Genomic DNA, 26,860 nt, shown 5'->3' with positions numbered 1-26,860 from the left:
GATGAAGGGACGCACGGTGGCTCAGTGGCGCAGCGAGTTCGACGATTAGGCGCTGTCCTTGCTCGCGGATGATGCCCGGCGGGAGGCGCTGAGGCAGGGCAAGAGCATTGCCGTCGTCGAACTCAAGGACAAGCTCATCCGCACTCTCGACGCGGCCGAGGCTGGTGGGGTGCTGCTGACCGACATGGAGTTGGCCGCTGTCTTGTCCACGTATGTCTGTAACTGGGCCGCCTGTCCGCAGAAGGGGGACAATTGAGAATCGTAGATGGCGACGATGATCCCCCACGCCAGCGTTGGCTTGGTATCGCACGGGGAGCGAGGGCAGCGACGTGACGGAGCGGGACAACCTGACGGCAGCGTTGGAGGAGCTGGGGAAGGTCTTCACGCCGACCGAGTGGACGACGCCGCTCGACCTGGAGCGGCATCGTTGGGTGCTTGGCGCGCGACTGCGCGAAGGCGACTTCGGCCCGTACCGCGAGCCGTTCTCCTTCCCGGGCGTCGACCAGGATCGGGTGGCTGCCGCGCTCGCGGCGGTGGAGCGCGAGTCCGCGTCGTTGCCCGCCGTCCTTCGGCGCCTCGTCCGTGAGCATGTCGATGGGATCGCCGCCCAAGTGGCAGCTGTCGTATCGCGCGATGATGCCTTGTACGCGGCATGGGCCGTCGAAGACTCAGGGCTGCCAACCGTCAAGATACAGAACGCGGCACGCGAGGTTCTTCGGCAACCAGAGCACCTCACTGACGGGCCTCGTGAACTCGGTACCCGGGATCTTGAGTCGGCGATTCTCGATGCCCTCGAGCGCCATTCGGTGGAGGGGTGGCGCGTCGAGATCAGCGCCAACATGGCCGCCATGGCGAGCGTCAACGGAGCGCTGCGACGCATCCGTGTCCGCGAAGGCATAGAACTTATGGAACGCGAGGTGCATCGACTCGTGGCTCATGAGGTGGGTGGGCATGTCTTGCGGTGGGAGAACGCGCGACGTCAGGCCGAGCCGCTGGCCGCCTTCCCGTTCAGGAACACCGCCGCCACGGAGGAGGGCCTCGCAGCTCTACGAGAACGAGAGCAGGGACTCGAGAGCGCGGAGAACCTGCGACGATATGCGGTGCGAGTGCTCGGGGTGGTAGAGGCACAGCGGCGGGGTTTGGTGTCGTTGGCCGAGTTCCTGTGCGGATATCTCGACGCCGATGACGCTGCAGAGCTGGCATTGCGCCTGCGTCGAGGGCTTGCTGATCCGGAGTCGCATGGTGGGCTCACGAAGGACCACGGCTATCTGAGCGGCCTGCTGGATCTCGCGGAGCGCCCCGTCGAGGAAATCCGCCTCTTGCGAGCGACGAAGTGGGGCGTCGGATACCTCGATGCCGCACGGGAACTGCTGGCTGATGGAAAGCTGTCTACGGGTGATCTGATCGAGTACGTGCCGAGTAAGGGGGAGGGATAGACGTGCGGTACCAGAGGTTCTCAGAAGATGAGTGGGACGATCTTGGGCGTAGCCGCCCCGTGACGCGCGATGAGTTGGATGGCCTGATCACCCAGGTCGAGGGGTACTTCGCGACGGTGCGAGACCGGTTCCAGCATCAGCAGACTTCGGAGAGCGACGACCTGATCCTGGCCGCCTCCAGGGCGTGCGAGAGCGTTGTGTGAAACCTTGAGACGCGGTGGTCGATCGATGGAACGGCTGTTCCCAAAGAGGCATCCGAGCAGTATTACACCCGCGCGAAGAGTAACGCTTACACGGATCTGAAGCGGGAGCACAACGCGAAGAGCAACCCGTGGGTGGCCAATGGTGATGCCGACGTCACCGATCACGTCCAGGCCGGTGAACGTAAGGGACGCGTTCCGGTGGTCTCCGTTGCGTCGGTGCCCGAGGATCCGGAGACGGCGGCCCTCACCAGGCTTTCGGAGACGGTGGTTGGCGCCATTGTCAGCCGAGCGGTGCTGGTGATGGCCGGGCGAGCCAGGAAGCCCCAACTGACTGACACGGATCTCACGATCCTGGCCTTCCTTCTGGAGATAGACCATGGGCTCCTCGCGCTGCGTCAGGAAGAAGCGGAGCAGGCTCACGTCTTTGCTGAGGAAAGGACCTGGCGCCAGGAGCTTTCCGCACAGCTCGACGGGATGAACGAGAAGAAGCTCTCCGCCGCCGTGGATACCATCCTTGCTCGTGTGCGCGTCGCGCTGTACTTGTTTGCCCAACTCGCTCCGCCGCACGCTTCCGTCGATGATCCGGACGAGATGGACCGGCTGTTCGATGTGGCCTACATCGACGGGCATGGCCTGGACGCGACGGCACGCATGCTGCTCCACAAGGCCGGGGTGGAGCTCGGCAGAACAAGAAGAGGATGGGCTGTCGATACATCGAGTTTTGTCGTGGCCGCGCGGGAGCTGAAACGTATGCGGAGTGAGACCGATGAGGGCGTCATCGCTCGTCTGCATGAGTCCGAGGGCGAGTACAGCCTCGCGGTGCCCCGGCATACGAACCCACCCCTCTTCCAGTGTGTCCTTCGCTGCACCCCACACAGCCCGTTGAGAGAAGGCTGAATCATGACCGACAGTGACTTTTCTGACTTCACCGCAAGTGACCTCGAGATTCTGCGGCTCCTCGCCGCTAGGTCCTGTTACGTAAGTCGTTTGAGCCAGCTGTTGAGGACGGTGATCTGGACGGTCGCGGTGTAGCGGACGGCGGGTTTGTCGTAGCGGGTCGCGAACGCTCGCTGGTGTTTGAGCTTGTTGATGCCACATTCGACCGCGTGTCGGTCTTTGTAGACCGCGGGGCTGAACGCCGGTGGTCGGCCCCCGCGCCGGCCCGGTCGTTTCCGGTGCCTGGCTTGGTCGGCAGGCGACGGGATTGTGGCCTTGATCCGGTGCTCGCGCAGCCATGACCGATTCGCGCGGGAAGAGTACGCCCGGTCGGCCAGCACCCGGTCTGGTCGCCGTCGCGGTGCTCCAACCACGTTAGCGACCTTGATCGCGTCGAGCACGGCGACGAACTCCGGGCTGTCGTTACGCTGCCCTGCAGTGATGTGGAACGCGAGCACTCCACGATCCTGGTCCACGGCCAGGTGCGTTTTCGTGGACCAGCCCCCTCTCGATCGGCCGAACCCGTGGTCAGCCGGTTCACCTTCGACTGTGACAACACAGTCGCGTCGGGCTCCGGCCGCGTGGACGTGTCCGCGGCTGGTGGTGGAGTCGACAGATACCTGCCATTTCACCTTGCCAGCGGCCTGTGCGGCCGCGCGGAGCCTGTCGTTGAGGTGTCGCCATACCCCTGCGGTCTGCCAGCGGGAGAACACGTTGTAGACGCGCCACCACGGCCCGTAACAGGCCGGGACATCCCGCCATGGACAGCCGACCCTGACCCGGTACCGGGCTCCGTCGATCAGGCCTCTCAAGGGCCATTGCCGTGGACGGCCCAGCCGCGACACCTTGGGTAGTAACGGTTCGAGGAGTGTCCATTGGGCATCGGTGAGGTCATGACGACGAGCAGCGTCTATCGTGGGCATCAAGGTCTCCTGGGGAAGTGGAGGACGGCTAGACACCACCCGATCTACCCCATGAGACCTCCCTCACTCGTCAGCGACACGCGACCAACCAGCCGACTTTCGCAACACGACCTAGTTCACAGGCACCGACTGGTAGTGGGTCAGCAGCCGGGCCACCTCGTCGGACAAGGTCTGCGAGGCGGGGGCCGTCCACTTGCGGGTGTCGACCACGCCGGGATTCGAGGCGAGCGTCGCGCGCACTGCCTCGGTGTAGACCTTGTTCAGATGCGTGGACACGTTGATCTTGGTCATGCCTGCCTGGATGGCCAGGGCCATGTTCTCGTCGCTGACGCCCGACGATCCGTGCAGCACCAGCGGAACGGGCACTTCTTGGGCGAGGTCGTGGATCAGGTCGAGGTCGAGGGCCGCATTGCGGGTAGTCATGGCGTGTGAGCTGCCGACGGCCACCGCCAGCAGGTCGACGCCAGTGTCGGCGACGAACTGTTTCGCGTCGGCGGGGTTGGTGCGTACGCCGGGGGCGTGCGCGCCGTCCTTGCCGCCCACCTCGCCCAGTTCGGCCTCGAGGGAGACGCCCCGCAGGCGGCACCATCCGGCGACCTGGGCTGTGGTCGCCCGGTTCTCGGCGTCGTTCAGGTGGGATCCGTCGTACATGATCGACGTGAAGCCCAGCTTGATTGCTTGCTGGATCAGGCCGAGATCCTTGGCGTGGTCGAGGTGGACGACCACCTGCGTCCTGCTCTTTTTCGCGAGCGCGAGAGTGGCCAGGGCCAGGGGCTCCAGGTTGCCTTGGTGGAACTTCACGGCGTTCTCAGAGATCTGGAGCACCACCGGCAGGCCGGTTCGTTCCGCCGCAGCGATGATGGCCTCGGCGTTTTCGAGGTGGATGACGTTGAAGGCGCCGAGCCCGACCCTGCGGGCGCGGCATTGGTTGGCGAGTGTGTTCAGGGGCGCGAGCATCGATTCTCCTTGACGTGCGAGGTGGAAGGCGCCGAGAACCGGCGGCCCTGGGTGATCAGTGCCTCTGACAGGGAGGTCAATCCGCCCAGGGCGGCCGGTAGTCGGGTCAGAAGCCGCAGGCGGCGGCGTACGGGCGAAGGGCGTCCCGCACCCGGTCGACGATCAGCTCGTGGGCGGTGGGAGCCAGTTGCTGCTCGCGCACGCGGTCGAACTGCTTCGGCAGGTACTGGCTGATCAACGGCTCCGGGATGCCCGTCTGGGTGAGGTTCGCCACCATCCGGTCGTAGGCGGCCACGATGGTCGGGTTGGGCAGGTAGTAGCGGATGCGATCGGAGTAGCTGAACTTGCGGGCGATCGCCTGCTCGTGCGCGGAGCCCTCGTAGTAGGACGCCCAGTCGCCGGGATCGTTCACCATCACCTCGTCCATCACCGCGACGAGGTCCGAGCGCTTCGCGGGATCGTCGACGAGGTGTCCCTCGATGGCGTCCAGGGCGAAGAAGGCCTCGCGCAGGTTGAAGGTCAGGCCGGGGCCGACCTTGAGGATCGCCCAGTGATCGTCGACCAGATCGCTCAGGTTCTTCTCGGTCTGGTAGTCGGTCGAATGAGCCTCGAACAGGAGGGTGGGCTCGTCGGCCAGTGCGGTCTGGAGCTCGGTGGTGTTCGCGGACACGTAGTCGATCACCTGCACGTGATCGAACTCGACCGCAGGCTGCACGACGATGGCGACGACCTTCTCCCATGCCTCGGCGAGTCCCACCTCGGCGAACGCCTTCTTGTGGGCGGCGATCGTCTCCTGGGCGGCCTCTCGCGACGTGGGGGTGAGGGCGTGGAGCGTCTCGTGAGCGCCGCCGGGAACGGGCACCTCGGTGCCGATCACGTAAGAGACCGGGAGAGCGAGGTCCGCGTCCTTCGCCGCCTGCTCGGCGACGACGAGCAGCCGGGCAGCGCGCTGGGCGACGATCTCGTCGGTCAGCGGCACGGGATCGCCGGCGCACGACATGGAGCAGTCGAGGTGGATCTTGGTATAGCCAGCGGCGACGTAGGCCCGGACGAGATCCTCGGCCTTGTCCATGGCGGTGTCGGGGGACTCCTTCTGCCAGCGGTTCGGGCCGAGGTGGTCGCCGCCGAGGATGATGCGGTCCTTGGCGAAGTCCTGATTCTCGGCGATGCCGTAGACGAACTCGCGGAAGTCCACCGGGGTCATGCCGGTGTAGCCGCCGAACTGGTCCACCTGGTTGGAGGTGGCCTCGATCAGCAGCACGCTGCCGTCCTGCTTCGCCTGCCGCATCGAGGCCTCCAGGACCAGGGGATGGGCCGAGCAGACCGAGTAGATCCCGGCCTTCTGGCCGGCCTTGTTCTGGCCGAGGATCTGGCGGAGATGGTCCTGAGTCATGGTGTTTCCCTTTTCTCGTGACTCGTTGAGCTGTTTTTGAGCGCGCTCCCGCCGGGGCGACCCGTTTTCGGGTTCCCTGCTTGGGGGTTGGAGTACCCACGGTGCGCGTGGGGGAGAGGCCGCCGGGGCCCGTCGGTCGCCGCCGTTCAGCGGTTCCGGTGGGCGGGCCCCGGCGGGCCGTGGAGGCTGCCATCCGCTGGCAGGCCTCGTCGGGGTTGGTGTTACTGGCCTCCGCCGACGCGGAACATCACCTTCAGTCGGTGGGCGTTGCGTTCGCGCATGACGGCGAACCCGTCGGCCACCTCATCAAGGGAGAACACGTGGCTCACGATCTCGGCCGGATCCCCCAAGGCGTCGGCCAAGAGACGGGGTGCCTGGGTCCATTCGCCGCCCGGGAAGGGCGCCGAGTAGGACATCCACGAGCCTCGGACCAGGAGTTCCTTGCGGAGGATGTGCTCGAAGGTCTCCGGATCCAACGTGAGATCGGCGGTGGGAGTGCCGATGTAGACCACGGCGCCGTTGCGCGCCGCGATCTCCAGCGCCTGGCGACGCGTCGGGGTGGCTCCGGCGGTCTCGACGACCACCTGAGGCGCCCCGATCGAGGCGAAGTGCTCGGACAGATCCTGCTCGGCGACGTTGACGGTGTGCGTCGCGCCGAACTTCTTGGTCATCTCGAGCGCCCACGGGTTCACGTCCACGACGGTGATGTTGCGGATGCCCTTCGCCCGCAGGGTGATGACGGCCATCAATCCGATGACGCCACCTCCCAGCACGGCCGCGTCCTGACCGGCTTCGACGGGCAGTCGCTCCACGCCGTGGATCGCGACGGTGAGGGGCTCGATCAGCGCCGCGACCTTCAGGTCGAGGTCGCCGACGGGCACCACGTTTGCCTCCGGCGCCCGTACGTACTCGGCGAGCGCGCCTTGCTGGCGAGACCCGATGAAGGAGTAGTTCGGGCACAAGGCTGGCCGGCCGGCGAGGCATTCGTCGCACTGATGACACGGCACCAGTGGGGCGACGGCCACCCGATCGCCGGGGGACACCCTGGTCACGTCGGAGCCGACGCGTTCGACGACGCCGGAGAACTCATGTCCCAGCACCTGCGGGAAGGAGTGCACCCCGCCGTCGAAGTAGCGAGGCACGTCCGAGCCGCAGATCCCGCAGTAGGCGACGCGCACCAGCACGTCGGTGGGGCCGCATTCCGGCACCGGGGTGGGGATCACCGAGAGCTCTTGGATCCCGGTGACCGCGACGGTCTTCATGGTCGAAGACATGTGTGTCGCTCCCCCCGATCAGGCGTCGGCCGCTTCGAGCGACTCGACGTAGAGCGTCTGGCGACGGTACTTGATGAAGGTGTAGACGAAGCCGGCACCCCACAGGCCGAGGATGACGAACCATCCGATGGACAGCTCACCGGCTGCGCCCTTGGCGAGCAGGTAGGTGATCGGGCTGCCGGACTGATCCAGCGACGACACCTCGGTGGCGTTCTGCAGCAGGCCGGTGTTCTTCGCCAGCTCGGTCTGCAGCGAGACCATCTGGTTGGCGATCCAGATCGTCATCACCATGATCGCGGTGCCGGAGAACAAGGTGCGGAAGATGTTGCCCTTGTGCACGCCGACGGCGATCGCGACGAAGAAGCCGATGGTCGCCAGGTCGCCGAACGGCAGCACCCGGTTGCCGGGGATGAGGGCGGCGATGACGATGGTCAGCGGCACGAAGATCAGGCTGGCGGAGATCACCTGAGGATGGCCGAGAAGCAGCGCCGGGTCGAGACCGATCTTGTACTCGGAGCCCTTGAAGCGCTTCTGCAGGATCGAGCGCGCGGCCTCTGCGATCGGCAGCAGGCCCTGCATGATCAGCTTCACCACGAGCGGCATCAGGATCATCACGGCGCCCATCTGCACGCCGAGCTGCACCGAGGCGCCGACGCTGTATCCGCCGAGGAGGCCGATCACCACGCCGAGGATGGTGCCGATGAGCAAGGGCTCGCCGAAGGTGCCCAGACGCTGCTCCAGCTTCTCGGTGGTGAGGTTGATCTTGCGAACGCCGGGGATCTTCTCGAACAGGTCGTCGATGGGCGAGGCGAGCACGCCCATGTAGGCGGAGGTGCCGTGGGGAATGGACACGCCCTCCAGGCCGAAGAAGTTGTCGGTCACCTGCCCGAACATGTCGCCCAGCTTGTAGGCGACGGCGGCGTGCACTGCGACGCCGACGATGCCCCACCAGAAGCTGCCGGTGGCCACCTGCACGATGGCGCCGGTGAAGGCCATGTGCCAGATGTTCCAGATGTCGACGTTCACCACGCGGGTGGCGCGGATCAGCAGCATGACCACGTTCACCAGGATCGCGATGGGAATGGCGATCAGGCCCATGGGAGAGGCCCAGGCCATGGGAGCGCTGCCGGGCCAGCCGACGTCGACGACGGTGAGGCCGAGGTTGAAGTTCTCGGCCATGGCCTGGGCGGCGGGGCCGAGGGCGCTGGTCAGCAGGCCGACGACGAGACCGAGGCCGACGAAGCCGACGCCGATGGTCAGGCCGGCATGAAGCGACTTGCCGACGCCTTGGCGCAGCGACAGTCCGATGATGAAGATGATCAGGGGGAGCATCACGGATGGGCCCAGATCGACGATGTATTGGATGACGCTCAGAAAAGCATCCATAATTGAAAAGATCCTTTCGCGGGATTACTAGGAACTCCGCAGCCGGGCATTGCCCGTCCACGGTGCTCCAGGGGGTGCTACCTCCCTGCCCGGAGGTAGCGCCCCTGCTTGGTTCTACTAGCCCAAGATCTCCAGGATCTTGGCTTCGGTCGCCTCGACGTTGATGCCCGAGACGAAGGCGATGCCGTGGATGACCGGCACGCCGTAGTCGCGGCTCACCTTGGCCGTGGTGACGATGAGATCGGCCTGTTCCGCCCGGCCGCCAAGCTCGCTGATCCGGCACTGCTGAACGTCGACGGCGATGCCGTTGTCCTTGCAGAGCTGTCGGACGCGGTCAGCTGCCAGAGTGGAGGTGGCGACGGCGCCACCGCAGGCCACGAGGACTCGCTTCATTGTGTTTCCCTTCGGGGTGAATGGTGTTGTGCGGGGACTGTCGGCCGGGCGGCCGTGCAGCCTTTGAGGCAGGGCCTCTTTCAGTCGCCGAGCCTCCCGGCAAGGACGACGGACAGTTCCTCAGTTCCTCCGGCCTCGTGCATCGCATCGACGAAGCTTTGGTCCTGCAGGCTTTTCACGATCTTCGACAGCAGCGGCAGGTGCTGCGAGCTGTCCGCGAAGACCAGCATCACGACGGTGGAGACCTCCACCGCGGTGTCGGGGTCGCCCATCGCCTGGAAGGTGACGGGCGAGGTCAGCGTCGCGACGGCGATGGTGTTGCCGGTCACGTACTCCGCTGACGTGTGGGGGATGGCGACGCCTCCGGAGATGGCGAGGCCGGTGGGGTACTCGGCCTCCCGGTCCTTCAGCGCCTGCACGTAGGTGTCGAGGGCCAGGCCGCGGTCGGTGACGGCCTGGCCGAGCTTCTCCAGCACCTCGTCGCGGCTGGCGGCGGTGAAGTGCGGGAAGAGCAGGTCGGGGGTGATGTCCATAGGTGTTACTCCTTGACGATGGTGACTGTCACGTCGGCCAGCTCCAGGGCCGCGGACAGCTCGGGGCTGGGGGTGTCGTCGGTGACGAGGACGTCGATGTCGCTGAGATCTGCCAGCCTGTTGACCGCGATGGTCTCGAGTTTCTGGGAATCGGCCAATACTGCGACGGTGGAGCAGTGCGTCATCGCCTTGTAGGACGTGGCGGCTTCGAAGGCGTGGTGGTTGGTCACGCCGGCCGCCGGATGGACGCCGGCGCAGCCGAAGAAGCCGATGTCCATGTAGGTCGCGTCGAGCGCCTTCTCAGCCATGGGGCCGAAGAGGGAGCGCTCGTTGCGTCGCACGATGCCGCCAAGGAGGATCGTCTCGATCACGTCCGACTCGCCGAGCAGGTTGGCGATCGGCATGGAGTTGGTGATCACCCGGACCCGGCGCTGGCTGGCGAACAGCTCTGCGGCCAGCGCGTAGGTGGTGGTGCCGTAGTCGAGGTAGATGGTCGAGCCCTCCTCGATCATGGTGATCACCTTTTTCGCGATGGCCTCCTTCGCGGCGGCCTTCACCGCCCGTCGGCGCTCGTAGGCGCTCTCCTGCTCTACCGGACGGATCTGGGCGCCGCCATGCACCCGCACGAGCACTCCTTGTTCCTGCAGGTCGAGCAGATCCTTGCGGATCGTCTCGACGGACACATCGAACAGCTGACTCAGGGCGAGGGCCTTGACCCGCTTCTTGGACTGGATGAGCTTGGCGATCTCACTCTGCCGTTCTTCGATGTCCATCCCAGTCACCTCCTTGGTGGTTGGTGGAGCTGCGCTGCCACCTCGTGGTTGTAAGTCTGCAATAGATCCAAGTCAAATGCAACCCTTAAGTTGGATTTAACTTGGGAAATTTCTGGGTTGCGAGCGGACTCGCTCAGGACGAGCCCGTATCCGGGGGAAAAACAAGGTGGGCGCCCCATCATCGGGACGCCCACCTCGGTTGGGAACTGCCTGGAACTACTTCTTCTTGCCCTGGTTCTTCACGGCCTCGATCGCGGCGGCAGCAGCCTCGGGGTCGAGGTAGCGGCCACCGGGGGTGACGGGGGTGAAGTCCTCGTTCAGCTCGTAGTAGAGCGGAATGCCGGTGGGGATGTTCAGGCCGGCGATGTCGGCGTCGGAGATGCCGTCGAGGTGCTTGACCAGCGCGCGCAGCGAGTTGCCGTGGGCGGCGATCAGCACGGTCTTGCCGCTGGCCAGATCGGGCTTGATGTCGGACTCGAAGTACGGCAGCATCCGGACGACGACGTCCTTCAGGCACTCGGTGCGGGGACGCTCATCCTCGGGGATGTCGGCGTACTGCGGGTCGTTGTACTGGCTGAACTCGTCGTCGACGTCGATCACCGGCGGGGGAACGTCGAAGCTACGGCGCCACAGCGTGAACTGCTCCTCGCCGTACTGCTCCAGGGTCTGGGCCTTGTTCTTGCCCTGCAGGGCGCCGTAGTGGCGCTCGTTGAGCCGCCAGCTGCGGCGCACCGGAATCCAGTGGCGATCGCAGTTGTCCAGCGCCAGGTAGGCGGTGTGGATGGCGCGGCGCTGGAGCGAAGTGTGCAGCACCTCGGGCAGCAGGCCCTCTTCGGCCAGCAGCTTGCCGCCGCGCTTGGCCTCGGCAATGCCCTTCTCATTGAGGTCGATGTCCACCCAGCCGGTGAACAGGTTCTTGGCGTTCCATTCGCTCTCGCCGTGGCGGAGGAGAATCAACTTGTACGTCATGGCCAGATCCTAGCGTTTAGGTGTGGGCGTGATCGGGGTGGCTCAGGAGATGACCCCGAAGGTGTAGCCGGCCTCCTTGTAGGCCTTGATGATCTTGCGCAGCGACTTCACGGTGAGATCCTTGCCGATCGAATCGTGGGCCAGCACCACGGCGACCTTGACGTCGTCATCGATGGGGTCCGTCGCCATCGAGAGCATGCCGCTGACCGTGGTGGGACGCCGGCTCGCCGGCTCGGCGTCGCCGGTCATGCAGTTCCAGTCGATCCAGGAGGCGCCGCGCTTCTTCAGCGCCTTGTCGGCGCCCTCCATGGACTTCCACGACATGTGGCCTCCCGGGTAGCGCCAGGCGCCCGTCGAGAAGTCCTCGCCGAGGACGGCCCGCACCTCGGCCAGGGTGTCGTCGAACTCTTTCGCCACCCGCGCGGCGTCCGCGTAGCGGCCGGGATAGAGCTTGGAGTAGTCGTGGGTGTAGCTGTGCAACGCGATGGCGTGGCCCTCGGCGATCTGCCGCTCCAGCATGTTGGGGGCGTCCTCGATCTCGCTGCCCACGAGGAAGAAGGTGGCGGGCACCTTCTCCTCGGCGAGGATGTCGAGGATCTCCGGGGTGATCGAGTGGTTCGGGCCGTCGTCGAAGGTGAGGAAGACCACCTTCTCGTCGGCCTCCTTCTTACCCCTCAGCCACTTCTGCACCAGTTTCGCGGGATAGGCATAGGCCTCCGCCGCGTAGTTGTGGTTGGTGCCGGGCATGAGCTCGGTGGGCAGATGCGTCGGCGTGGGGGAGGGCGTCGAGGTGGCGCTCTGCGATGGCGACGATGAGGGTGAGGGCGACGGCGAAGGTGTCGACGTCTGGGTGGCGGAGGCGCTCGGGCTGCTCGATTGCCGCGGGGAGGTCGACGGTCTCGCGCTCAGCTCGACGGGCGCGCACGCTCCTGCGAGCAGCGCGACGATGGACAGGCCCGCGATCGCGACGCGGCGGGACGACCCCATGATTCAACCTCCAGGATGGGCAGACTTGAGAATCGACTCTACGCCTACCCATCCTCGGAGGGTGGTCAGGGCAGGATCTCTCAGGCGTTCGGCCAGTCTTCGCCCTCGGGCACGGCGCCGGTGCTGATGTAGATCACGCGGCGGCCGACGGCGACGGCGTGGTCGCAGAAACGCTCGTAGTAGCGGCCCAGCAGCGCCACGTCGACGGCCTCCTCGACGGTGGCGTCCCACTTGGCGCCGAGCAGCTCGGTGAACTGGGCGCGACGCAGCGTGTCCATCTGCGCGTCGACGTCGGCAAGGCGGATGGCCTCGTTGGCGTCGCTGCTGGCCAGGGCGTCCTTGGCCAGCGTGATCATCTTCTGAGCGATCTCGGCCATGGAGCGGAAGTTGTCCTGCAACTGCTCCGGCACCGCGTGGTGCGGGAAGCGCAGGCGGGCGATCTTGGCGACGTGCGCCGAAAGGTCACCCATGCGGGCCAGCTCGAAGACCACGCGGATCGCGGAGACCACGGTGCGCAGCTCGCCGGCGACGGGAGCCTGAAGTGCGATCAGAGAGAGGCACTTGTACTCCAGTTCCTCATGGAGCTCGTCGAGCCTGAGGTCGTTGCTGATGACGGACTCGGCCTTGTCGAGATTGGCGGCGAACAGCGCTTCGGAGGCGTCGCGGATGGCGACCTCCACCAGCGAAGCCATGTGGACGAGATCCTCGATGACGGAATTGAGCTCGTCGCGGTAGCTAGTGCGCATCCCTTTTACTCCTGTTGATCGGTGCGTCGAACGGGGCGGAACCCCGGTGAACCAGCTTAAGCCTCGGGGCTGACGAGCTGTGTCCGCTAAATGAACCTGGCGTGAACGAGTCGTGAAGTCTTGGGCTGTGGGATTCGCAGTGGCTCAGGGGCCCATGGAGACCCTCCTATGATGAACCACATGCCACCTGTTGTTGCGGCGCTCGTCGGCGCGGGGATCGTCGCGGCTCTTTGGGTCTTGGTGCACGTCGTTCGCGTCGGACTCCAGCACCGTCGCGAACTCGAGTCTCGCGAGGATCGCCCGCCCGTTCCCGTGGAGCTGGCCGAGGCACTCGACGCGCTCCCGGTCGGTGCGGCGCTGGTCGGTTCCCACGACGAACTGCTGCATCACAATCAGCATGCGGAGCCCATGAACCTGGTGCGCGGCACTCGGGTGGGGTTTCCGGAGCTGCTGGACGTGGTGCACCAGGTGCAGGCCACCGGAGAGCCGTACTCGGGTCCGCTGGTTCGGCCCGCGAGGCCTGGCCAGGAGCGCGTCGACCTCAAAGGCCAGGTGCAGCCGCTGACCGGCGGGCTGATTCTCCTGGTCGCCATCGACGAGTCCGCGCACAAGCGGATCGAGGCGGTGGGTCGCGACTTCCTCGCCAACATCTCACATGAGTTGAAGACGCCGATCGGCGCCATCGAGGTGCTCGCCGAGGCCGTCGAGATGGCCAAGGATGACCCGGACGACGTGGCGCACTTCGCCGCGCGGCTGACCGCCGAGACACAGCGCCTGGCGGATCTGGTGGGTCAGATCATCGAGCTGTCCAGGCTTCAATCCAGCGATCCGGTGCTGGCCCGCGACGAGGTCGACCTCATCGAGGTGGTCCAGGAGGCCGTGAGCCGAACCCACCCGCGGGCGGTGAAGCGCGGCATCGCCATCGCGACCAGCCTTGCGCCCGTGACTGTGACCGGCGACCGGTGGCAGCTCGTCGACGCCGTCACCAACCTGATCAACAACGCCATCAGCTACTCGGACGCCCCCGGCCGGGTGGCCGTGAGTATCTCCGAGGTCGCCGACAACGGCGACAAGTGGGCCGAGGTACGCGTCGCGGACAGCGGCATCGGCATCGCCGCCGAGGATCTGGAACGGATCTTCGAGCGCTTCTACCGCGTCGACGACGCCCGCAGCCGTGCGACGGGCGGCACCGGGCTGGGTCTATCGATCGTGCGCCAGATCGCCGCCGTCCATGGCGGTACGGTGACGGTGTGGTCGCGTCCTGGCGACGGCTCCACCTTCACCATCCGCATTCCCCTTTGTCTTGCCCCCACGTCGGAGGAGTACCTGATATGAGCCGGATCCTGATCATCGAGGACGAGGAGTCGTACCGAGAGGCGCTCAGCTACATGCTGAGCAAGGAGGGCTTCGAGGTGGCCACCGCGCCCGACGGCCGCAGCGGGCTCGCCGAGTACGATCGCGCCGGCGCCGACCTGGTGCTGCTCGACCAGATGATGCCCGGCATGTCCGGGCTCGAGGTGTGCCGGGAGCTGCGCGTCCGCGGCAACGTCGCCATCGTCATGGTGACGGCTCGCGACGCCGAGGTGGACAAGGTGGTGGGTCTGGAACTCGGCGCTGACGACTATGTCACCAAGCCCTTCAGCCAGCGCGAACTGACCGCCCGCATCCGCGCCATCCTGCGCCGCGGCCGCGACGAGGCGGTGCTGCCCGATGTGGTCGAGGCGGCGGGGGTGCGCGTCGACGTGGAGCGCCACCAGGTGAGCGTCGACGGCGTGGAGGTGGCCTTTGCGCTGCGCGAGTTCGAATTGCTCGAGCTGCTGGTGCGCAACGCCGGCCGCGTGATGACCCGAGGCCAGCTGATCGACCGGATCTGGGGCAGCGACTACGTCGGCGACACCAAGACCCTCGACGTGCACGTCAAGCGGTTGCGCTCGAAGATCGAGAAGGATCCCGCCAACCCCGTCCGGTTGCTCACCGTGCGGGGCCTCGGGTACAAGTTCGAGGGCTAACCCTGCGTCGCCTCGGCCCAGGCGGTGGCGAAGTCGGGGTGGGAGGCGTCGTAGACCGGCACCTCGAGCTGGATCTGGACGCCTTCGTCGAACTGGAGGCCGACGATGGCCAGACGACCGGGCGTGAGCTCGGGGGCCTGGAAGGCGTTGCTTGGGCCGCCGAGCGTCAGCTTGTTCTGCTGGGACGTGGCCTGCGAGATGGGCAGCTGGGCTGCGGTGCTCCAGGTGCCGTCGGGCTGCTCGGCCGAGTAGCCGGCGTCGTTCAGGGTGAAGGCCCGGTTGGCGGTGATCGAACCCTCCAGCACGGCGTTACCGGCATCGTCCGAGACGATCAGCAGGTTGCGCACCTTGAAGCCGTCGTCGGTGGTCGTCTGGACTCCGGCCGCGGGCGGGGCCTTGGGCTCCCACTGCCCAGCGGTGCAGCCGACGGCCATCGTCGCCGTCAGTGCGGTTGCGGCCAGCAGTGCCTTGGTTCGGCCGAGGAAGCGCACGCTCATCGAAAATCCCTCCGGTCAGGTCTGGGCTCATCCTAACCAGAATGGGGCGCCCTGCGCGACAGAACGGGAGTGTGGGCGGGCACCTTATCAGGTCGTTCTGGCAGCAGACTGGGGCCCCCAGGGTGAGCCTGCTAGACTGGTCTGTGGAAAGGGGCCCAGATACACATGAGCTTTTCTATTGGTGAGACGGTCGTATATCCCAATCACGGCACCGCAGTCATCGAAGACATCGAGAACCGGCAGATCAAGGGGGAGGATCGGCTTTATCTGGTACTGAGGATCATCGGTCAAAACGACCTGGTGGTACGAGTGCCGGCCAACAACCTGGACTTGGTGGGGGTGCGCGACGTCGTTGACGCCGACGGCCTCGAGCGGGTCTTCGACGTGCTTCGTGCGGAGCACACCGAGGAGCCCACCAACTGGTCCCGCCGCTTCAAGGCCAACATGGAGAAGCTGCACTCCGGCAATGTGATCAAGGTGTCCGAGGTCGTGCGCGACCTGTGGCGTCGCGATCGCGACAAGGGCCTCTCCGCTGGCGAGAAGCGGATGCTCGCCAAGGCCCGTCAGATCCTGGTGGCCGAACTCGCGCTCGCCGAGAAGGTCGACGAGGATCGTGCCGAGGTCATGCTGGACGAGGTTCTCGCCTCCTAGGCAACCGGTGCGTCAGTAAGTCAAACAACAGCCTCAAGGGCGGTGGGAGTTTCTCCCACCGCCCTTGTTCGTGTCCAGGACTAGGGTCTGTTGCGAAAGTGGAAGTGGCTTGACTCACGCGACGCCCTGGCACGCCATCTGCTTCGTTGCAGTCGTCGAAGGTGGGCACCATTAGCTCCTTCCTCCTGTGTCTTGCATCTGACGCACCATGACGCCGCTCGCTACGGCCACCACCTCCGCAACAGATCCCAGGGAGACGCGGATCTTTGGGCTCACCTGGCTGCCGCGAGCCCGCCGTAGGCCGTAGTCAGGTGCACCAGACGCTGAGATAAGCAAATACTTGCTCATGCGATGCAACTTATTGCTATTGGTCACGGGACGTGGAACCATCTGGGTTTAGCAACTTCGTTCACATAGATGAAAATATGTGCTGATCTCAGAGGAGAGGTGTTCATGTCCAGACAGCAGGTGGTTCGGTCCCCCTTCCTGATCGTCAATCCGAAGGCATATCTGGGGAGTCAGGACACCCTCGAGCTGGCCCGCCTCACGGACGAGTTGGCGGCCCAGTTCGGCATCGACGTGATCTTCACCGCGCAGCACGTCGATCTGCGGATGGTGGCTGAGAACACCCAGCACCTCGTCGTCACCGCCCAGCACATGGACCCGATCGTCAAGGGCCGCGGGATGGGGCACATCCTCCCCGACTCCCTGCGTGAAGCCGGGGCGCGGGCGGTGGTGCTGAACCACGCAGAGCATTCGCTGACGCTCGCGGTGCTCGACGAAACCATCCGGCGGGCGCGTGAGGTCGGGTTGGCGACGATCGTGTGCGCCGACTCCGACGCGCAGTGCAAGGCGATCGCAGGCATGGGGCCCGACGTCATGATCTGTGAGCCGACCGCCAACATCGGCACCGGCCAGATGGATGCCGGCGACTACATCGAGCGCACCACCCGGATCGTCAAGGACGTCGATCCGTCAATCCTGGTGATCCAGGCCGCCGGGGTGAGCACTGGGGCTGACGTGGCGCGGGTGCTCTCTCAAGGCGCCGATGGGTCGGGTGGAACCAGCGGCATCGTGAGCCACCCGGACTGGCGCGCCATCCTCACCGAGATGTTCACGGCGATCGCCGACCACAAGAACAAAGCCTGAAAGGACACGGCAATGCTCATCGGACTCGGCGAGGCGCTCGCCTACGCGGAAGACAACAATGTGGGGCTGGCTGCCATCAACACGCCGTTCTTCGAGGCGCTGCTGGCCACCATCGACGTCGGGGAGCGTACCGGCGTGCCGATCATCCTGCAGTTCGCGCAGGTGCATGAGGGCATCGTCGGCATCGAGGAGATCGGTCCCGTGATGGTGGAGCTGGCAAAGCGGTCCTCGGCTCCGTTCGTGGTGCACGTCGACCACGGCGACGACATCGACTACATCAAGAAGGGCTTGGACATCGGGTTCAACTCGTGCATGATCGACGGCTCCCACCGCAGCTACGAGGACAACGTGCGGGTCACGCGCGAGGTCGTCGACCTGGCGAGTGAGCGCGGCATCGGGGTCGAGGGCGAGATCGGCATGATGACCGGCAACGAGAACGGCGACCCGTCGCAGGGCGTCGCGGACGAGTCGTTGTATACGGACCCTGCGGTGGCTCGCGACTTCGTGCGGGCGACCGGTGTCACCTGCCTGGCCGCCTCCTTCGGCACGGTGCATGGCGTCTACCGGCAGAAGCCGAAGCTCGACTACGAGCTCATCGCGACGCTGCGCCGCGACACCGGTGTGCCGATCGTCATGCACGGCGGTTCGGGCTTGACCGATGAGGAGTACCGGGAGAGCGTCCGGCACGGCGTGCGCAAGATCAACTACTACACCTACGCCGCGAAGGCGGCCTACGACGCCGTCGTTCCGCTCATCGAGGACGACAACGTCATCCTGTTCTCCAATCTGGCCGCTGCCGCTCGCAAGGGCGTCGAGGCGGATGTGGAGGCGTTCGTGAAGACCCTGGCCACCACCAAGTAGGGAGAACGACCACCATGACCGTGCACCACACCACGCTGTCGCTGACCTCGCACGGCGGCACCCCCAGCTTCGTCGACATCACCGGCGATGTCCGCCGCGCGGTGGCCGAGAGCGGCATCGCCAACGGGATCTGCGCGGTGATCTCCCCGCACACCACCTGCTCGGTCTACTACGACGAGTGGGCCCACGATCGACTGGAAGACGGCACCGATTTCCTTCAGCAGGATCTCAACAACGTCCTGGGCAAGATCGTTCCTGATCAGCAGGGCTTCCCACCCGCCGATGGATACAACTACCCGGGGGAGGAGCACTTCGTCGCGGTCGAGAGCTGGCCCAGTGCGAAGGAATACCTACCAGGCGGGGATCGCAGCCAGTTGCTCAACGCCGATGCGCACCTGAAGGCGAACTTGATGGGTAGCAGCCAGGTCTTCCCCGTGATCGACGGCGAACTCGGGTTCGGTGTCACCGGCTACATCTTCTTCGCCGACTGGGATCGTGCCCGCGCCCGTGGGCGTCGGTGTCAGGTGACCATCATCGGCGAGTGATCCCGGTGCCCCGAACTCTGTGGGGGGCACGCGGAACGACGAAGGAACGAAGGACGGGCCCCACCGGGAGCTGCTATGGCAGCGATGGGCCCGCCCCATGCGAAAAGAAGAGCGAAAAGAAGAGGAGGAGAGACCTAGCCCTAGCCGAGGGCGGTGCCGCTGAGGAAGGTGCACCGTCGGCGTTCAAATGAGATCCCACTTATAGACATAGGAGTCCCCATGGGAGACAACCCGGTGATGAAAGCCATCACGTGGTTTGCCGAGCATTTCATCGGGCTGTTCAACGAGGCCGCAACCTCGTTCACAGGCCTGGTGACCGGCATCGTGCCATTGCTCATGGTCATGCTGACCGCAATGTATGCCATCACAACCTGGATCGGTGAGGAGCGCGTCACACGCGCCGTCAAGTGGGCGGGCCGCTGGGCCGTCACCCGCTACACGATCATGCCGTTCCTGTCCATGCTGCTGTTGACCAACCCGATGGCTTACACCTTCGGCCGGTTCCTACCGGAGCGCTACAAGCCCGCCTTCTACGACGCGACCGTGTCGTTCTGCCACCCGATCACAGCGCTGTTCCCGCACGCGAACGCCGGTGAGATCTTCGTCTGGGCCGGCGTATCGGCCGGCGTCATGACGGCAGCCCCTGAGAAGTACGCCACTCTGGCGATCCTGTACTTCCTCACCGGCCTTGTCGTCATCCTCTTCCGCGGCATCGCCACTCAGTGGATGACCGGGTACCTGATCAAGCGCGGTGGGCATCAAGAGACCTTCCAGCGCTACGACGAGGCGTATGCCGCCGGCCACATCCAGGGGGTTGCAGAATGAGCTACGAAACGATCAAGGTCGTCAAGGGTTCCGGCGGCTGGGGAGACGGACTCGTCCTGACCCCGACCGACGAGAAGAACGTCATCCTCTCTGTCACCGGCGGTGGGGTGCACGCCGTGGCCGCGCGCATGGCGGAGCTGTGCGGCGGCGAGGCCGTCGACGGATTCAACAACCACGTCGAGGACTCCCGCGTATTGGCCGTCGTCATCAACTGCGGTGGTACCGCGCGGATCGGGGTGTACCCGAAGAAGCGCATCCCGACGGTGGACGTCTACCCTGGTTCGCCCACGGGGCCGCTGGCGCAGTTCATCACGCCGGACATCTTCGTCTCCGATGTCGGTGTCAATCAGATCAGCGTGGCCAGCACCGTCGATGTGAATGCCGCCCAGGCTGCCAACGATGCGGCGCAGGAGAAGGCCGCGGCTGCGGCAGCTGCGTCGGAGGCGCGACCCAAGACGGTGAGCCAGACCCAGGCGGAGAAGGGTGGCTTCATGTCCCTCGTCGTGCGCTTCGGCAACTTCATCGGCTACGTCATCAACACGCTGCTGTCGTCCGGTCGCCAGGCCCTGCAGATCATCATGCAGACCGTGTTGCCGTTCATGGCCTACGTCGCGTTGCTGATCGGCATCGTGAACTTCACGGGCGTGTCGAATGTGCTGGCCAACTGGGTGGCGCCGTTGGCGGGCAATCCGCTCGGCCTCCTGCTGCTCGGCTTCATCGTTGCGATCCCGCTGCTGTCGCCGATCCTTGGCCCCGGTGCGGCGATCGCTCAAGTGGTCGGTGTGCTGATGGGCACTCAGATCGGCGCCGGTGCGCTCCCCGTCCAATACGCGCTGCCGACGCTGTTCGCCATCGACGGTCAGGTTGGTTGCGACTTCATCCCTGTCGGTCTGTCTCTGGGTGAGGCAAAGCCGGAAACCGTGTCGGTGGGAGTGTCCGCCATCCTGTTCACCCGCATGGTGACCTCGCCCCTCGCGGTCGCCTTTGCCTACCTGGTGTCTTTCCTTCTGGTCTAGCCCTAGCGGCGGGCGTCTCTTGGACGCCCGCCACTCATTTCAAACATCCTCATGAAAGGACAACATCCATGTCCAACACCCTTTGGAGCACCACTGCCAGCCTCGTGGGAAGTGAAGCCGGCGGCATGATCGAGGCCGGCGTCCTCATCCTCTTCGGCCATCCGGTTCCCGATGCCCTGGCCGAGTTCAGCGTCGTTCACGAGGGCGCCAGCCCGCTCTCGCGTACTCTCCGGCCGGGAGATCTCTTCCACTTTGCCGGGCAGACCTACACGCTCGATGAGGTCGGTGATCGGGCGTGCGAGAACCTCACCGCCCTCGGGCACATCGTCTTGTACGTGAACCAACCGCAGCAGACCCTGCTGCCTGGGGCCATCAAAGTGACGGGGCCCGCATACGACACGCCGGCTGTTGGGAGCACGATCTCTTTCAGCGAGGCATGAGATGCCGGACTGGAAGTTTCCCGCGATCCTGATCGTGGCCATGCTGCTCGGGGTCCTCCTCACCTACTTCCAGCAGAGAGCCTACGTCCGCGAACTCAACAGGGTTTTGAAGGACAACAGCGGCGAGCATCTGCGGCTCGTCTCCGGACGGGGGCGAACCTGGCGCGGCGGAGCGATCGTGATTCTGGTGGTCGACATGATGCGCCGGGAGATCGTCGCCGCGTCGAAGCTGTCCGGGCTCAGCGTGTTCGCGCGGTTCCGTCTCGCACCAGCGCTGCTCGGGCCGGTGGAGGGCGCCGTCGAGCGGGTGAAAGGGAAGCCCTCCAAGGCGGCCGTCGAGATGGCTCTCGCCCAGACGGCGCCGGCCAAGCCACTGCCGAAGACCAAGACGTCACGCGTGCTGCGGGCACGTCGAACCCCCGCGACCTCCTGAATCCCTACGTAGAAAGAAGAGAAAAATGGGTTACACCAAGGGCCTCCTCGAACGTCAGCAGAAGCTGGGGCGCCCCGTCTACGTCGGCGTCGTCGGCGCCGGCCAGATGGGCTCCGGCCTCGTGGCTTCCATCCAAAAGGCGCCGGGCCTGGCCGTCGTGGCGGTCGCCGACATCTTCATGGAGAAGGCCGAGTCCGCGCTGCGCAACGCCGGCCGCGATGACGTCGTGGTCGCGGGCGACGACCTGGAGGCTGCCGCCGAGGCGGTCTCCCATGGCAAGGCTGTGGTGATCCGGGACGGGCTGCGGATGCCAGACCTGCCGGTCGATATCGTGGTGGAGGTTTCCGGCGTTCCGGAGATCGCTGCGCAGATCGCCTACACCTGCATCACTCGGAGCAAGGATGTGGCTTTGATGACCGTCGAGGCCGACATCACCGTCGGGGTGCTGCTGAGCAGCATGGCCAACGCCGGCAACTCTGTCTACACCGTGATGCGGGGCGACGAGCCGGTCGAGTGTCTGAAGCTCGTCGAGTATGCCGAAGACCTCGGCCTCACCGTGATCTGTGCGGGCAAGGGCAAGAACAACGTCAACATCATCCATTCAGTGCCTGCGGACAACGAGGAGGAGGCCGCGCGCAAGAAGATGAGCCCGCGCATGCTGACGGAGTTCACCGACGGCACCAAGACCCAGTTGGAGATGGCGGCGCTGTCTAACGCCACCAACTTCCCTGTGGAAGTCGATGGCATGCACGGCCAGGAGATCATGCTGAAGGATCTGGCGACCAAGCTGATTCCTGCGGCCGATGGTGGCATCCTGTCTTTCGAGAAGGGCCCCGTCGTCGAGTATGTGACAGGAGATGTCGCGCCGGGCATCTTCGTGATCGTGAAGTCGGAGTCCGAAGTGGTGACTCACGAGCTCGACTACTTGAAGTTGGGCAAAGGGCCTTACTACCTGTTGTTCCGGCCATGGCACATTGCGTCCATCGAGGCCCACCTGTCCATCGGGGAAGCGGTCCTTAATCGTCGTTCGGACTTCCAGTCCCGCTACGCGTGCACGGAGGTTGTCGGGCGGGCGAAGGGTGACCTCGAGCCGGAAACGACGCTGGAGGGCCTGGGCGGCAACCACTTCTACGGCTGGGCGATCCCCGCCGAGAAGGCCGGCGAGCTAGGAGCCGTGCCGATCGGGCTGCTGCAGCACAGCCGTCTCAAGGTCGCCAAGAGCCAGGACGAGATCATCACCTACGCCGACCTTGAGATCGATGAGACGCGTCCGATCGTCGCCATGCGCCGGCTGCAGGACTCCTTGATCCAGCGCGGGGTGATCGGAAACTGAGTCACTCAGGCGAGTTGTGATGGGTGGGGCCCGAGGTGTTCTCGGAACCCCACCCATCTTCACAAATTTGCGCAAAGACCGAGTACTCTGCACACTGGCTCGCGTACCCACCTTGGAAGGTGGCCTAGGAGGACACAATGCCTGCCAAGCGTGACCAGCAACTCCTGATCGACGCTGCGCGCATGTACTACGTAGAGGGACTCGATCAAGGCCAGGTAGGGCGACGTCTTGGACTCTCACGCTCGGGGGTATCGCGAATTCTCGCCAAGGCACGAGAACTCGGAGTCGTTCAGGTGCGCATCATCGGTGATGAGCACGTTTCGCGCAATCGCGATCTCGAACGCGCTCTGGTGCGGAAGTTCGGGCTGCGCGAGGCGCTGGTCGCCGAGACCTCTTCTGAGAGCGCGAGCCTGCGCGCCGTCGGTCAACTCGCCAGTCAGGTCTTCACCAGAAGGAGCGCAACGGCGACAAGGATCGGGCTCAGCTGGGGGTTCACCGTCGGCCAGTTGGTCGAGGCGATTCCCCAGGTGACGCTTCGCTCTGCCACCAAGCTGACGCCCTTGGTTGGGGGAATGCCTCTCCTCGATACCGGTCCGTCCGGCAACTCCTATATCCAGACCCTCGCTGAGAAGTGCGGCGTATCTGCGGAGCGATTCGATGCCCCGGCCGTCGTTGAATCGGCGGCGACGTTTCACGCCATGATGTCTGAGTCGACGGTCAGAGGAGCGCTGGCCCGGGCGAGGGACTGTGACCTCGCGTTCGTCGGTATCGGATCGTTCGGCGTCCAGACCAGCAAGCAGACAGTCGACGCGATGCACTTGACAGAGGCTGAGTGGTCCGAGGTGCTCCGGGCGAAGCCCGTGGGTGATCTTGCCGGACGCCTGTTCGACATCGAAGGAAATCCGCTAGGCCCTCCGGCATCCGAGCGGGTGATCGGCACGGACATCGACGAGATTCGCGAGATGCAGATCGCCACCGGTCTCGCCGCAGGCAAGGAGAAGGCGCCTGGCGTCCTCGGGGCGCTGCGCACCGGGGCCTTCGACATCCTGGTGGTGGACGAGGCGCTTGCCGCCACGGTGCTCTCGATGGCAACGGCACGAGAGTAGGGCGCTTACTGCTGGGCGGTGCATTTGGGGTCGGTTGCAGTGGCATACTTGGCGCCATGTCCGAGCCCGTCGTTGCTGTTGTTGTCGCCGCCGGTCTGGGGCTTCGATATGGCGGGACTAAGCCGAAGCCCACTCTGAGAATCTTGGGGCGTGCAGTGGTCGGTATCGCGGTGGAGGGCCTGGCCGCGGGAGGCTGCACCCACGCCGTCGTGGTCATCAATGGGAAGCTGTCGAAGCTCTACCGCACGGCGCTGCAAGGGACACCTATTCCGGTGATCACCACGCCGGGAGGGGAGACAAGGCAGCAGTCAGTGCAACGCGGCCTCGATGTGGTGAAGAACCACCCAGAACTCTCGAAGGCCAAGATCGTCTTGGTTCATGATGCTGTGCGACCACTGATGCCGGCCTATGTCATTGAAGGCGTCATCGATGCAGTCAGAGGTGGCGCTGTTGCCGTTACCCCGGCGGTTCCGGTTGCTGACAGCGTCAGGGAAGTGTCCGAGGATGAGCAGAGCAATCATGCCGTCGATCGGTCACGACTACGCGCGATCCAGACGCCCCAGGGTTTCGACCTAGCTGTCCTGCTTGAGAGCCACGAGGCGATGGCCGAGCGTGGACTGGATTTTACGGACGACGTCACGTGCTGCGAGCGAAACGGCTACCCGGTCACGTTGGTTCCGGGGTCGAAGATGGGGATCAAGATTACGGAGCCGGCTGATCTCTCGATGGCGCGAGCCTTGTGGCTGACCCGTGCGAGCCTCGGTCACCATTCGGGTCGTCGATTCTGGCGCCCGCGTCATCGCGGGACCAACCGGTGAGGGTCGGCATCGGCACCGACGTGCACCGTCTCGAACCCGGCGTCGAGATGTGGGTCGCCGGCCTGCACTTCGCCGACGAGCCCCTGGGGCTTGCTGGGCATTCCGACGGCGACGTCGCCGCCCACGCCGCCAGCGACGCGCTGCTCGCGGCCGCGGGCCTGGGCGATCTGGGATCCAACTACGGCACGGCGGAGCCCGAATGGGCGGGAGCCAGCGGGGTGTCGTTCCTGCGCGAGACCGCTCGCCGGGTGCGGGCCGCGGGCTTCGAGATCGCCTCGGTGTCGGTGCAGGTGATCGGCAACCGTCCGAAGATCTCGCCGCGTCGGGCCGAGGGTGAACGCGTCATGTCGGAGGCACTCGGGGCGCACGTCAGCCTGTCGGCCACCACCACGGACGGACTCGGCCTCACCGGTCGAGGAGAGGGCGTCGCCGCCATGGCGGTAGCCTGCCTGATGCCCGCCTCCACCAGCTGAAGGATCCACCAGACCATGACCGTCGCCCCCTCCTCGCGCTGCCTCCGGATCGCCCGCCGCTTGGGCGCGGGAGCCGTGCTGGCGACGCTGCTCGCGGTGGGCGTCGTGCTGCCGGCGCGGGCAGATGGCGGAACCGCGGAGTCGTTCGAGTTCGAGGGCTGGCTGAGCTCCGACGGCGTCCTGAAGGTCACCGAGACGGTGACCTTCGCCGAGGGCCAAGCCCCCGAGGAACTCACCCAGGCCATTCCCGTGGCCCAAGAACTCAACAGGCACGACAGCCGGCTGTTCGAGGTGGACGAGGTGACGGTTCGCGTCGACGGCGCGCTCGTCGAGCCGGAGACCGCCACCGGGAGCGAGGACATGACGCTCACGATCCCAACCGATGGTGCGCATGAGGTCGAGGTGTCGTACCGCGTGTTGGGAGCCACCCGCACCGTCGAGGGCGAAGGGCACATGCTCACCATGGCCGAGTGGCCGGTGGTGCGCGGGCTGTCCGTCGCGGTGACCAGCGCCAAGGGCGTGCTGAACGCGGAGGCGCCGGTGCAGCTCATCGACTGCCGGGCGGGACAGCCGGGCTCGGTGGCCAAGTGCGACGCCTACGCCGCCGGCATGTTCGACTCGCCGCAGCCCACCTTCTCGCACGCCTCTCTCGCTGCCGGAGACGAGGTCTGGTTGACCACCGCGTTCCCGCCGGACGCCGTCGCGGCGACGGAGCGGGTGCACGTGCGGTGGTCGCTCGACCGGGCCTTCGGCTTCTCCGCCAACCAGATCCTGATCGCGCTGGGTGTGGCGCTGCTGGGCGCCGCCGGCCTCTACCTGCTGCACCGGCGCGGAGGCACCGATCTCGCGCCCGGTGAGACCACGGCGATCGGCGGTTTCCAGCCCATCGGGCACGGGGAGTCGGTCTTCGTCGTGGCCGAGGGGCTCCGTCCCGGCCTGGTGGGCACGGTCGCCGATGAGCGGGTGGACCCCGTCGATGTCACCGCCACCCTGCTCGACCTCGCGGTGCGCGGGCATCTGCTGATCACCGAGCTGCCGCACGAGTTGCACGGCCTGCTCGACTGGCGGCTCACCCGCACCGAAAACCCGCCCGCAGGCGACGAGCTGCTGCCGTTCGAGCGGGATCTGCTGGCCTCGGTGGGCGACGGGGTGCTCGCGTCTCAGCTTCCGGCCCAGTTGGCGCCCGCCCTGGCCCAGGTGCAGGACGATCTGTACGACGAGGTGGTGGCGCGTGGGTGGTTCGAGTCACGCCCCGATTCCACCCGGAACTCGTGGCGGACCCGCGGCTATGCGGCGCTCGGGGCGGCTGTCGTGGCTGCGGTGCTGCTGATCGCCTTGACCGGCTTCGGGCTGTTGGCGCTGGTGCTCGTCGCCTTGGCTCTGGGCCTGATCTGGGTGTCCGACCGGATGCCGCGTCGCACTATCGCCGGCAGCGAGGTGCTCGTCTCGTTGCAGGCGCTCTCCGTGCTGCTGGCCACCCACCCCACCGACCACGCGCCCGCCGGCCGTGAGCTCCAGGAGCTGTCCAAACTGTTGCCCTACGCCGTGGTGCTGGGCGGCAAGGACCGCTGGATCCAGGCCATGGCCGACGCCGACCGCGACGACGATCCCGACCCCACCGCCATCTCCTGGTACCACGCTCCGGACACCTGGCATCTGCGCGACCTTCCCGCGTCGCTGACCCAGTTCATCCACACCATTCAGGGCGAGCTGTTCGGACGCTAAGAGATTCCGCAAGTAGGTGGTGCCGTTGCGAGGACGTGCTGGATGGATGAGCTGGCAAGGCGGAGAACGA

31 protein-coding genes are annotated in these 26,860 nt (G+C 65.7%); 19 read left to right on the top strand and 12 right to left on the bottom strand.

What is annotated here, in order from left to right:
• Positions 1-58 precede the first annotated feature (58 nt).
• From P0D62_RS13400 to P0D62_RS13385, 4 genes are all read left to right on the top strand, one after another.
• Entirely contained in the window at positions 59-256 is a 198-nt protein-coding gene (locus P0D62_RS13400; protein WP_275703053.1) for a hypothetical protein, read from the top strand.
• Positions 257-329: 73 nt separating this feature from the next.
• Positions 330-1,436, top strand: coding sequence for a tyrosine/phenylalanine carboxypeptidase domain-containing protein (locus P0D62_RS13395; protein WP_275703052.1), 1,107 nt, complete (start codon positions 330-332; stop codon positions 1,434-1,436).
• Positions 1,437-1,495: 59 nt separating this feature from the next.
• Positions 1,496-1,639, top strand: a complete 144-nt coding sequence (locus P0D62_RS13390) for a hypothetical protein (protein ID WP_275703051.1) — start codon at positions 1,496-1,498, stop codon at positions 1,637-1,639.
• A 216-nt stretch (positions 1,640-1,855) separates the two neighbouring features.
• On the top strand, positions 1,856-2,536 hold the full coding sequence (locus P0D62_RS13385; RefSeq protein ID WP_275703050.1) for a hypothetical protein: 681 nt from the start codon (positions 1,856-1,858) through the stop codon (positions 2,534-2,536).
• Positions 2,537-2,613: 77 nt separating this feature from the next.
• Here the strand turns inward: P0D62_RS13385 and P0D62_RS13380 are convergent, their stop codons facing one another.
• The 11 genes from P0D62_RS13380 to phoU all read right to left on the bottom strand — a co-directional run bounded on the left by P0D62_RS13380 (position 2,614) and on the right by phoU (position 12,909).
• Entirely contained in the window at positions 2,614-3,498 is an 885-nt protein-coding gene (locus P0D62_RS13380; protein WP_275703049.1) for an IS5 family transposase, read from the bottom strand.
• A 111-nt stretch (positions 3,499-3,609) separates the two neighbouring features.
• Entirely contained in the window at positions 3,610-4,455 is an 846-nt protein-coding gene (locus P0D62_RS13375) for a class II fructose-bisphosphate aldolase (protein ID WP_275703048.1), read from the bottom strand.
• A 106-nt stretch (positions 4,456-4,561) separates the two neighbouring features.
• The gene (locus tag P0D62_RS13370; RefSeq protein WP_275703047.1) at positions 4,562-5,848 is read right to left on the bottom strand and encodes a D-tagatose-bisphosphate aldolase, class II, non-catalytic subunit; all 1,287 of its coding nucleotides are present in this window, start codon (positions 5,846-5,848) and stop codon (positions 4,562-4,564) included.
• Between the two features lie 221 nt (positions 5,849-6,069).
• Positions 6,070-7,122, bottom strand: coding sequence for a galactitol-1-phosphate 5-dehydrogenase (locus tag P0D62_RS13365; protein ID WP_275703046.1), 1,053 nt, complete (start codon positions 7,120-7,122; stop codon positions 6,070-6,072).
• 18 nt (positions 7,123-7,140) lie between these two features.
• On the bottom strand, positions 7,141-8,508 hold the full coding sequence (locus P0D62_RS13360; protein ID WP_275703045.1) for a PTS galactitol transporter subunit IIC: 1,368 nt from the start codon (positions 8,506-8,508) through the stop codon (positions 7,141-7,143).
• A 117-nt stretch (positions 8,509-8,625) separates the two neighbouring features.
• Positions 8,626-8,901: a PTS galactitol transporter subunit IIB gene (gatB, locus tag P0D62_RS13355; protein WP_275703044.1), complete on the bottom strand. Its 276-nt coding sequence runs from the start codon at positions 8,899-8,901 to the stop codon at positions 8,626-8,628.
• A gap of 80 nt (positions 8,902-8,981) precedes the next feature.
• A complete protein-coding gene (locus P0D62_RS13350; RefSeq protein ID WP_275703043.1) occupies positions 8,982-9,434 on the bottom strand; it encodes a PTS sugar transporter subunit IIA in 453 nt (150 codons plus the stop codon).
• A gap of 5 nt (positions 9,435-9,439) precedes the next feature.
• On the bottom strand, positions 9,440-10,207 hold the full coding sequence (locus tag P0D62_RS13345) for a DeoR/GlpR family DNA-binding transcription regulator (RefSeq protein ID WP_275703042.1): 768 nt from the start codon (positions 10,205-10,207) through the stop codon (positions 9,440-9,442).
• A 216-nt stretch (positions 10,208-10,423) separates the two neighbouring features.
• The gene (locus P0D62_RS13340; protein ID WP_275703041.1) at positions 10,424-11,176 is read right to left on the bottom strand and encodes a phosphoglyceromutase; all 753 of its coding nucleotides are present in this window, start codon (positions 11,174-11,176) and stop codon (positions 10,424-10,426) included.
• A gap of 42 nt (positions 11,177-11,218) precedes the next feature.
• Positions 11,219-12,163 carry a polysaccharide deacetylase family protein gene (locus tag P0D62_RS13335; protein ID WP_275703040.1) on the bottom strand — a complete coding sequence of 315 codons (945 nt, stop codon included), beginning with the start codon at positions 12,161-12,163 and terminating at the stop codon, positions 11,219-11,221.
• Positions 12,164-12,243: 80 nt separating this feature from the next.
• On the bottom strand, positions 12,244-12,909 hold the full coding sequence (phoU, locus tag P0D62_RS13330) for a phosphate signaling complex protein PhoU (RefSeq protein WP_275703039.1): 666 nt from the start codon (positions 12,907-12,909) through the stop codon (positions 12,244-12,246).
• Between the two features lie 180 nt (positions 12,910-13,089).
• Here phoU and P0D62_RS13325 point away from each other — a divergent pair, with 180 nt between their 5' ends.
• Both P0D62_RS13325 and P0D62_RS13320 read left to right on the top strand, forming a co-directional pair.
• A complete protein-coding gene (locus P0D62_RS13325) occupies positions 13,090-14,244 on the top strand; it encodes a sensor histidine kinase (protein ID WP_275703038.1) in 1,155 nt (384 codons plus the stop codon).
• A complete protein-coding gene (locus P0D62_RS13320) occupies positions 14,241-14,918 on the top strand; it encodes a response regulator transcription factor (RefSeq protein WP_275703037.1) in 678 nt (225 codons plus the stop codon). Before P0D62_RS13325 ends, P0D62_RS13320 begins: the two co-directional genes overlap by 4 nt.
• On the opposite strand, the gene P0D62_RS13315 is transcribed toward P0D62_RS13320, so the two are convergent.
• Positions 14,915-15,415, bottom strand: coding sequence for a hypothetical protein (locus P0D62_RS13315; protein ID WP_275703036.1), 501 nt, complete (start codon positions 15,413-15,415; stop codon positions 14,915-14,917). The genes P0D62_RS13320 and P0D62_RS13315 overlap by 4 nt on opposite strands.
• Before the next feature lie 165 nt (positions 15,416-15,580).
• On the opposite strand from P0D62_RS13315, the gene P0D62_RS13310 reads away from it, so the two are divergent.
• The 13 genes from P0D62_RS13310 to P0D62_RS13250 all read left to right on the top strand — a co-directional run bounded on the left by P0D62_RS13310 (position 15,581) and on the right by P0D62_RS13250 (position 26,790).
• Positions 15,581-16,066, top strand: a complete 486-nt coding sequence (locus P0D62_RS13310; RefSeq protein WP_275703035.1) for a CarD family transcriptional regulator — start codon at positions 15,581-15,583, stop codon at positions 16,064-16,066.
• A gap of 453 nt (positions 16,067-16,519) precedes the next feature.
• Positions 16,520-17,215, top strand: a complete 696-nt coding sequence (locus tag P0D62_RS13305) for a triose-phosphate isomerase (RefSeq protein ID WP_275703034.1) — start codon at positions 16,520-16,522, stop codon at positions 17,213-17,215.
• A 12-nt stretch (positions 17,216-17,227) separates the two neighbouring features.
• Positions 17,228-18,076: a class II fructose-bisphosphate aldolase gene (locus tag P0D62_RS13300; protein WP_275703033.1), complete on the top strand. Its 849-nt coding sequence runs from the start codon at positions 17,228-17,230 to the stop codon at positions 18,074-18,076.
• 14 nt (positions 18,077-18,090) lie between these two features.
• A complete protein-coding gene (locus P0D62_RS13295) occupies positions 18,091-18,621 on the top strand; it encodes a YjbQ family protein (protein ID WP_275703032.1) in 531 nt (176 codons plus the stop codon).
• 219 nt (positions 18,622-18,840) lie between these two features.
• Positions 18,841-19,446 (top strand): PTS glucitol/sorbitol transporter subunit IIC, encoded by a 606-nt coding sequence (srlA, locus tag P0D62_RS13290; protein WP_275703031.1) that lies wholly within the window; start codon positions 18,841-18,843, stop codon positions 19,444-19,446.
• Positions 19,443-20,462 carry a PTS glucitol/sorbitol transporter subunit IIB gene (gene srlE, locus P0D62_RS13285; protein ID WP_275703030.1) on the top strand — a complete coding sequence of 340 codons (1,020 nt, stop codon included), beginning with the start codon at positions 19,443-19,445 and terminating at the stop codon, positions 20,460-20,462. Before srlA ends, srlE begins: the two co-directional genes overlap by 4 nt.
• A 68-nt stretch (positions 20,463-20,530) precedes the next feature.
• On the top strand, positions 20,531-20,902 hold the full coding sequence (locus P0D62_RS13280; protein WP_275703029.1) for a PTS glucitol/sorbitol transporter subunit IIA: 372 nt from the start codon (positions 20,531-20,533) through the stop codon (positions 20,900-20,902).
• Position 20,903: 1 nt separating this feature from the next.
• Positions 20,904-21,335 carry a transcriptional regulator GutM gene (locus tag P0D62_RS13275; RefSeq protein ID WP_275703028.1) on the top strand — a complete coding sequence of 144 codons (432 nt, stop codon included), beginning with the start codon at positions 20,904-20,906 and terminating at the stop codon, positions 21,333-21,335.
• Positions 21,336-21,360: 25 nt separating this feature from the next.
• Entirely contained in the window at positions 21,361-22,668 is a 1,308-nt protein-coding gene (locus P0D62_RS13270; protein ID WP_275703027.1) for an NAD(P)H-dependent oxidoreductase, read from the top strand.
• A 137-nt stretch (positions 22,669-22,805) separates the two neighbouring features.
• Positions 22,806-23,774, top strand: coding sequence for a sugar-binding transcriptional regulator (locus tag P0D62_RS13265; RefSeq protein WP_275703026.1), 969 nt, complete (start codon positions 22,806-22,808; stop codon positions 23,772-23,774).
• A gap of 56 nt (positions 23,775-23,830) precedes the next feature.
• Positions 23,831-24,592, top strand: a complete 762-nt coding sequence (gene ispD, locus P0D62_RS13260; protein ID WP_275703025.1) for a 2-C-methyl-D-erythritol 4-phosphate cytidylyltransferase — start codon at positions 23,831-23,833, stop codon at positions 24,590-24,592.
• Positions 24,589-25,065, top strand: coding sequence for a 2-C-methyl-D-erythritol 2,4-cyclodiphosphate synthase (ispF, locus tag P0D62_RS13255; protein ID WP_275703024.1), 477 nt, complete (start codon positions 24,589-24,591; stop codon positions 25,063-25,065). The genes ispD and ispF overlap by 4 nt, the downstream gene beginning before the upstream one ends.
• A 15-nt stretch (positions 25,066-25,080) precedes the next feature.
• A complete protein-coding gene (locus P0D62_RS13250; RefSeq protein ID WP_275703023.1) occupies positions 25,081-26,790 on the top strand; it encodes a DUF2207 family protein in 1,710 nt (569 codons plus the stop codon).
• Positions 26,791-26,860: the final 70 nt, after the last annotated feature.

The organism is Tessaracoccus caeni (genome assembly GCF_029211185.1).
GTDB classification, from domain to species: domain Bacteria; phylum Actinomycetota; class Actinomycetes; order Propionibacteriales; family Propionibacteriaceae; genus Arachnia; species Arachnia caeni.
The sequence above is the reverse complement of the archived record's forward strand: the minus strand, read 5'-3'. Positions and strand labels throughout refer to the sequence as shown.

Excerpts from the sequence above, each read along its gene's own strand:
- P0D62_RS13250 (WP_275703023.1), top strand. The coding sequence starts at position 25,081 with ATGACCGTCGCCCCCTCCTCGCGCTGCCTCCGGATCGCCCGCCGCTTG.
- P0D62_RS13335 (WP_275703040.1), bottom strand. The coding sequence starts at position 12,163 with ATGGGGTCGTCCCGCCGCGTCGCGATCGCGGGCCTGTCCATCGTCGCG.
- P0D62_RS13360 (WP_275703045.1), bottom strand. The coding sequence starts at position 8,508 with ATGGATGCTTTTCTGAGCGTCATCCAATACATCGTCGATCTGGGCCCA.
- P0D62_RS13270 (WP_275703027.1), top strand. The coding sequence starts at position 21,361 with ATGGGTTACACCAAGGGCCTCCTCGAACGTCAGCAGAAGCTGGGGCGC.
- gatB (WP_275703044.1), bottom strand. The coding sequence starts at position 8,901 with ATGAAGCGAGTCCTCGTGGCCTGCGGTGGCGCCGTCGCCACCTCCACT.
- P0D62_RS13280 (WP_275703029.1), top strand. The coding sequence starts at position 20,531 with ATGTCCAACACCCTTTGGAGCACCACTGCCAGCCTCGTGGGAAGTGAA.
- srlE (WP_275703030.1), top strand. The coding sequence starts at position 19,443 with ATGAGCTACGAAACGATCAAGGTCGTCAAGGGTTCCGGCGGCTGGGGA.
- P0D62_RS13365 (WP_275703046.1), bottom strand. The coding sequence starts at position 7,122 with ATGTCTTCGACCATGAAGACCGTCGCGGTCACCGGGATCCAAGAGCTC.
- P0D62_RS13275 (WP_275703028.1), top strand. The coding sequence starts at position 20,904 with ATGCCGGACTGGAAGTTTCCCGCGATCCTGATCGTGGCCATGCTGCTC.
- phoU (WP_275703039.1), bottom strand. The coding sequence starts at position 12,909 with ATGCGCACTAGCTACCGCGACGAGCTCAATTCCGTCATCGAGGATCTC.
- P0D62_RS13370 (WP_275703047.1), bottom strand. The coding sequence starts at position 5,848 with ATGACTCAGGACCATCTCCGCCAGATCCTCGGCCAGAACAAGGCCGGC.
- P0D62_RS13375 (WP_275703048.1), bottom strand. The coding sequence starts at position 4,455 with ATGCTCGCGCCCCTGAACACACTCGCCAACCAATGCCGCGCCCGCAGG.
- P0D62_RS13310 (WP_275703035.1), top strand. The coding sequence starts at position 15,581 with ATGAGCTTTTCTATTGGTGAGACGGTCGTATATCCCAATCACGGCACC.
- P0D62_RS13350 (WP_275703043.1), bottom strand. The coding sequence starts at position 9,434 with ATGGACATCACCCCCGACCTGCTCTTCCCGCACTTCACCGCCGCCAGC.
- P0D62_RS13265 (WP_275703026.1), top strand. The coding sequence starts at position 22,806 with ATGCCTGCCAAGCGTGACCAGCAACTCCTGATCGACGCTGCGCGCATG.
- P0D62_RS13325 (WP_275703038.1), top strand. The coding sequence starts at position 13,090 with ATGCCACCTGTTGTTGCGGCGCTCGTCGGCGCGGGGATCGTCGCGGCT.
- P0D62_RS13315 (WP_275703036.1), bottom strand. The coding sequence starts at position 15,415 with ATGAGCGTGCGCTTCCTCGGCCGAACCAAGGCACTGCTGGCCGCAACC.
- P0D62_RS13300 (WP_275703033.1), top strand. The coding sequence starts at position 17,228 with ATGCTCATCGGACTCGGCGAGGCGCTCGCCTACGCGGAAGACAACAAT.
- P0D62_RS13295 (WP_275703032.1), top strand. The coding sequence starts at position 18,091 with ATGACCGTGCACCACACCACGCTGTCGCTGACCTCGCACGGCGGCACC.
- ispD (WP_275703025.1), top strand. The coding sequence starts at position 23,831 with ATGTCCGAGCCCGTCGTTGCTGTTGTTGTCGCCGCCGGTCTGGGGCTT.
- P0D62_RS13345 (WP_275703042.1), bottom strand. The coding sequence starts at position 10,207 with ATGGACATCGAAGAACGGCAGAGTGAGATCGCCAAGCTCATCCAGTCC.
- P0D62_RS13380 (WP_275703049.1), bottom strand. The coding sequence starts at position 3,498 with ATGCCCACGATAGACGCTGCTCGTCGTCATGACCTCACCGATGCCCAA.
- P0D62_RS13320 (WP_275703037.1), top strand. The coding sequence starts at position 14,241 with ATGAGCCGGATCCTGATCATCGAGGACGAGGAGTCGTACCGAGAGGCG.
- srlA (WP_275703031.1), top strand. The coding sequence starts at position 18,841 with ATGGGAGACAACCCGGTGATGAAAGCCATCACGTGGTTTGCCGAGCAT.
- P0D62_RS13305 (WP_275703034.1), top strand. The coding sequence starts at position 16,520 with ATGTCCAGACAGCAGGTGGTTCGGTCCCCCTTCCTGATCGTCAATCCG.
- P0D62_RS13340 (WP_275703041.1), bottom strand. The coding sequence starts at position 11,176 with ATGACGTACAAGTTGATTCTCCTCCGCCACGGCGAGAGCGAATGGAAC.